4 protein-coding genes are annotated in these 5,124 nt (G+C 73.6%); 2 read left to right on the top strand and 2 right to left on the bottom strand.

Translation table 11 applies throughout. The annotated features are described in order from the left end of the window. On the bottom strand, positions 1 to 596 hold a 596-nt coding region (locus tag ABZY13_RS33330), incomplete at its 3' end, for a transposase (protein WP_356637543.1). An 81-nt stretch (positions 597 to 677) separates the two neighbouring features. Between ABZY13_RS33330 and ABZY13_RS33325 the strand changes: the two genes are divergently transcribed. Continuing rightward, a complete protein-coding gene (locus ABZY13_RS33325) occupies positions 678 to 1,187 on the top strand; it encodes a DUF1990 domain-containing protein (protein ID WP_356637541.1) in 510 nt (169 codons plus the stop codon). Between the two features lie 78 nt (positions 1,188 to 1,265). Here the strand turns inward: ABZY13_RS33325 and ABZY13_RS33320 are convergent, their stop codons facing one another. Continuing rightward, on the bottom strand, positions 1,266 to 3,884 hold the full coding sequence (locus ABZY13_RS33320) for a glycosyltransferase family 1 protein (RefSeq protein WP_356637539.1): 2,619 nt from the start codon (positions 3,882 to 3,884) through the stop codon (positions 1,266 to 1,268). A gap of 532 nt (positions 3,885 to 4,416) precedes the next feature. Between ABZY13_RS33320 and ABZY13_RS33315 the strand changes: the two genes are divergently transcribed. After that, a partial coding sequence (locus ABZY13_RS33315; RefSeq protein WP_356637536.1) for a maltotransferase domain-containing protein occupies positions 4,417 to 5,124 on the top strand: 708 nt, incomplete at its 3' end.

The raw sequence follows: 5,124 nt of genomic DNA, 5'->3' as shown, positions 1-5,124 counted from the left end.
CAGGCAATCTTCGGTTTGCCCGGGTCGGTGTAGTCGTGCGCGCTGCACCGGGCAGCGGCGACCGTGTCGGCGCCGGGGACCTCGCGGATCACCGCACGCACGGCGGCGATGATCTGGGTGACGGTGTCCTGGGTGGCGACCGCGTCGTCCAGCACCGTGGAGTCCAGCGCCCGGCGGTGCTTGCCCTTGAGGACACCGGTGGCCTTCACGACCTCGCGCACGGCCTGGAAGATCCGGTTCGGGCGGGCGGAACGGGCCAGCCGGCGGCGGAAGTAGGCCAGCAGCGACGGATCGAACGCCATGTCGTGAAGGCCCAGCCCGCAGGCGGCCTTCCACCGCAGGTCGCACCGCAGTTCCTGGACCGTCTCGAAGTCCGACAGCCCGTGCAGGGCCTGCAAGGTGATCGCGGCGGCCAGGATCTGCGGCAGCATGCTCGGCCGCCCGTTCCCCGACGGATACATGTCCGCGAACATCTCAGCCGGGAACAGCTCGCCACGATGCTCGGCCAGGAACGCGAACACACTCCCCGCCGGGATCAGTTCCCGGCAGGTCCCCCACACGTCCGGCCCGACCATCTCGCCGACCCACTCACTCATCGCCACATGACGAGTCTGGCCCTGCCGCTGACGCGGCAGGGCCAGTACCCAAGATCTTCATGAGCCTTCTAGTCTTGCGCCATGTCGTTCACCTACGAGGACGTCGGCGCCACCCGCGAGGCCGGCTTCTGTCCGCCCGGGTTCCACTCCCTGCACGTCCGCAGCCGCATCGGGGAGGGGCAGGACGTCTTCCGCCGGGCCGCGGACGCGGTGCGCACCTGGGAGATGCACCGCGCGGTCGGCGTCGGCATCGAGGCGAGCGCCGACCGGGCCGCCCCGGGCGTCGACGTCACCGTCACCCTCGCCGGCGTCGTCAAGGCGCCGTGCCGGGTGGTGTGGACGGTCGACGAACACCGCCGCGCCGGCTGGGCGTACGGCACCCTGCCCGGACACCCGGAGTGCGGCGAGGAGGCGTTCCTGGTCGACCGCACCGGCGACGGCACCGTGTGGCTGACCGTTACGGCCTTCAGCCGCCCCGCCCGCTGGTACGCCCGCGCGGGCGGGGCGGCGACCCGCGGCCTCCAGCACGCCTACGCCCGCCGCTGCGGGAAGGTGCTGCGCGAGCTGTGCGAACGCGAGCCGAACGGCTGACCGGCCGACGGGCCGGCCGACCGGCCCTGCCACCGCACCGGTGGCCGGGCGCCCGCCGCCGGGCGCCCGCCGCCGGCGTCACCGCATGAGCACCCCCGCCGCCTCCACCAGCTCCTGCGACGGCACCGCAACCAGCCCCAGCTCCGCGTTGGACGCCAGCAGACGGTGTGCGGGCAGGATGCGGACCGTGTAGCCGTAGGGTCCGGTGCGGTCCAGGGTGAGCGGGCCCTCGTACACCCAGCGTCCCTCCACGTCGGAGCCGCCCGCCGGTTTCAGCGGGACGGCGCCGGCGTCCGCGATGCGGTCCTCGGCGTCCACCCGGCCGGACACCGCCTGGACCTCCACGTCGTCGGGACCGAGGCCGCCGAGGCCGACGCGGACCCGCAGGGTGAGGGTGGCGCCCAGCTCGGCGGTGGCCGTGGCGGCGGAGGTCTCGACGTGGTCGACGGTGACGTGGGGCCAGGCGGAGCGCACCCGGTGCTTCCACCCGGCGAGTTCGCGCGCGGCGTCCGGGTCCATCGAGCGGTGGGCGAGCGCCGCGGGGGCGTACAGCCGCTCGACGTACTCGCGCACCATGCGGCCCGCCAGCACCTTGGGGCCGAGCAGGGTGAGGGTCTGGCGGACCATCTCGATCCACCGGTCCGGCAGGCCGCCGGGGCCGCGCTCGTAGAAGCGCGGGGTGACCCGCTGTTCGAGCAGGTCGTAGAGGGCGGCGGCCTCGATGTCGTCGCGGCGGTCCGGGTCGGTGCCCGCGCCGTCGGCGGTCGGCACGGCCCAGCCGAAGTCGGGCTGGAACCACTCGTCCCACCAGCCGTCCAGCACCGACAGGTTGAGGCAGCCGTTGAGCGCCGCCTTCATCCCGCTGGTGCCGCACGCCTCCAGGGGACGCAGCGGGTTGTTGAGCCAGATGTCGCAGCCGGGGTAGAGCTTCTGCGCCATGCCCATGCCGTAGTCGGGCAGGAACACGATCCGGTGCCGCACCCGCGGGTCGTCGGCGAACCGGACGAGTTCCTGGATGAGCCGCTTGCCGCCGTCGTCGGCCGGGTGGGCCTTGCCGGCCACGACGATCTGCACCGGCCGCTCGGGGTGCAGCAGCAGGTCCGTCAGCCGGTCCCGGTCGCGCAGCATCAGCGTCAGCCGCTTGTACGAGGGGACACGCCGCGCGAATCCGATGGTGAGGACGTCCGGGTCCAGCACCCCGTCGATCCAGCCCAGCTCGGCCGTGCCGGCGCCGCGCTGCCGCCAGGAGACCCGCAGCCGCTCCCGCACCTCCGCCACGAGTTGTTCGCGCAGGGTCCGGCGCAGCTCCCAGATGTCCTGGTCGGGGATGTCGGCCACCGCGTCCCACCGGCCGGAGCCGGCGCCCGCGAAGGCGTCCTCGGTGCGCTGGGCGCCGATCTGCCGGGCGCCCAGCCGGAACACCTCGGGGGCGATCCAGGTCGGTGCGTGCACCCCGTTGGTGACGGAGGTGATCGGCACCTCGTCGGGGTCGAACCCGGGCCACAGTCCGGAGAACATCTCCCGGCTGACGTTGCCGTGCAGCAGCGAGACGCCGTTGGCGCGCTGGGCGAGGCGCAGTCCCATCACGGCCATGTTGAACAGGCCCGGCTCGCCGCCCGGGTAGCTCTCCACGCCGAGCCGCAGGATGCGCTCGACGTCGATGCGGGGCAGTTCGGCGTCGGGGCCGAAGTGCCGGGCGACCAGCTCGCGGTCGAAGCGGTCGATGCCGGCCGGCACCGGGGTGTGCGTGGTGAAGACGGTCCCGGCCCGCACCGCCTCGAGCGCCGGGTCGAAGTCCAGCCCCCGGTCGCACAGCTCGGCGATGCGCTCCAGGCCCAGGAAGCCGGCGTGTCCCTCGTTGGTGTGGAACACCTCGGGCTCGGCGTGCCCGGTGAGCCGGCAGTACGTGCGCACCGCCCGCACGCCCCCTATGCCGAGCAGCATCTCCTGGAGCAGCCGGTGCTCGCTGCCGCCGCCGTAGAGGCGGTCGGTGACGCCGCGCTCGCCGAGGTCGTTCTCCTCGACGTCCGAGTCGAGCAGCAGCAGCGGGACGCGGCCGACCTGGGCCAGCCAGATCCGCGCGTGCAGCGCCTTGCCGCCGGGCAGGGCGAGGGTGACCCGGGCGGGGGTGTCGTCGGCCTCCTTCAGCAGGGCGAGGGGCAGCTCGTTGGGGTCGAGGACGGGGTAGTGCTCCTGCTGCCAGCCGTCGCGGGAGAGGGTCTGGCGGAAGTAGCCGTGCCGGTAGAGCAGGCCGACGCCGATCAGCGGCACGCCGAGGTCGCTGGCGGCCTTCAGATGGTCGCCGGCGAGGATGCCGAGGCCGCCGCTGTACTGGGGCAGGGCGGCGGTGATGCCGAACTCGGGCGAGAAGTAGGCGACGGCGGCGGGCGGTTCGCCGGCCTGGCCCTGATACCAGCGGTCGCCGGTCGCATAGTCGTGCAGGTCGTCGGCCACGGTGGTCAGCCGGCGCAGGAAACGGCGGTCGCCGGCCAGCTCGGCCAGCCGCTCGGGCGGGACGGTGCCCAGCAGCCGTACCGGGTCACCGCCCGAGGCGGCCCACCGCTCCGGATCGACGGACTGGAACAGGTCGCGCGTCTCCGTGTGCCAGGACCAGCGCAGGTTGCGCGCCAGGTCGCTCAGCGGCCGGAGGGGTTCGGGGAGGACAGGCCGGACGGTGAATCGACGGATCGCCTTCACATTCCACCTCGTCAGCGTGCGGAGGAGGACGCACGGCGGTGTGCGTCCCGTCGTGTATCGACGGTAGTGGTTACCGCACGGTCGGTGGGGGCGCACCGGGGTGGCCGCGCCGGGCGGACCCGGCATCCGGTGGAGAGCGGATGCACGGTCTCCGCCGCATTGCCCACCCCGGTGCCACCGCGTGCGCCCCCTTACGGGGCGGTAATCGGCCAGACTTGGGGCGTCGTCATGAACGGTGGCGGGCGGGGCACCCGGTTCACCGAAGGAACTTCCGCAAGTAGCGCCGTGGTAGCGGCGCATTACCGGACAGGTCGTGACGGTGGGCGAGTATCGGCCGTGTTGCGTCGTTGCCCCGCCGCCCCGAACGGGGCGGGGCTTGTGCGCGGACATACGCGTGAGTAGTTAACACAGGGCCGGATTGCCCACCCGAAGGGGGTGGGAAGGCTCCTGCGGAAGCCCCCACAGGCCCATCAGGCACGACCCACCTCCCACAGCCATCCGCCCACCCACGTTGAAGCGGACAGGAGCGGTGATGCCCGCCAAGCACCACTCGTCAGCACCTCCGACGACCAGCACCACCCGTACGACTCCCGGCAGGGAGGACATCCGGGCGACCGGAGGCACCGGGGCCACGGCCGTCGGGCGCATACCCGTCCTCGACGTGCGCCCGATCGTGCAGCACGGACGCCGGCCCGCGAAGGCCGTGACCGGCGAGACCTTCGAGATCTCGGCGACCGTCTTCCGCGAGGGACACGACGCGGTCGCCGCCAACGTCGTGCTCCGCGATCCGCGGGGCCGCCCCGGCCCGTGGACGCCGATGCGCGAACTGGCGCCCGGCACCGACCGCTGGGGCGCCACCGTCACCGCCGGGGAGCCCGGCCTGTGGACGTACAGCGTGGAGGCGTGGGGCGATCCCGTCGCCACCTGGCGGCACCACGCGCAGATCAAGATCCCCGCGGGGATGGACACCGCCCTGGTCCTGGAGGAGGGCGCCCGGCTGTACGAGCGGGCCGCCGAACAGGCCCCGGAGACCGGGCGGGCCGTGCTCCTCGCCGCCGTCGACGCGCTGCGGGACGGCGCCCGCCCCGCGGCCTCCCGGCTGGCCGCCGCCCTGGCGCCGGAGGTGACGGCCGTCCTCGACCGTCATCCGGTGCGGGAGTTGGTGACCGCGTCGGAGCCGTTGCCGCTGCTGGTGGAGCGGGAGCGGGCGCTGTTCGGGTCGTGGTACGAGTTCTTCCCC

Source organism: Streptomyces sp. NPDC006610, from assembly GCF_040611575.1.
GTDB lineage: Bacteria > Actinomycetota > Actinomycetes > Streptomycetales > Streptomycetaceae > Streptomyces.
This window is presented reverse-complemented; position numbering and strand designations above follow the sequence as displayed.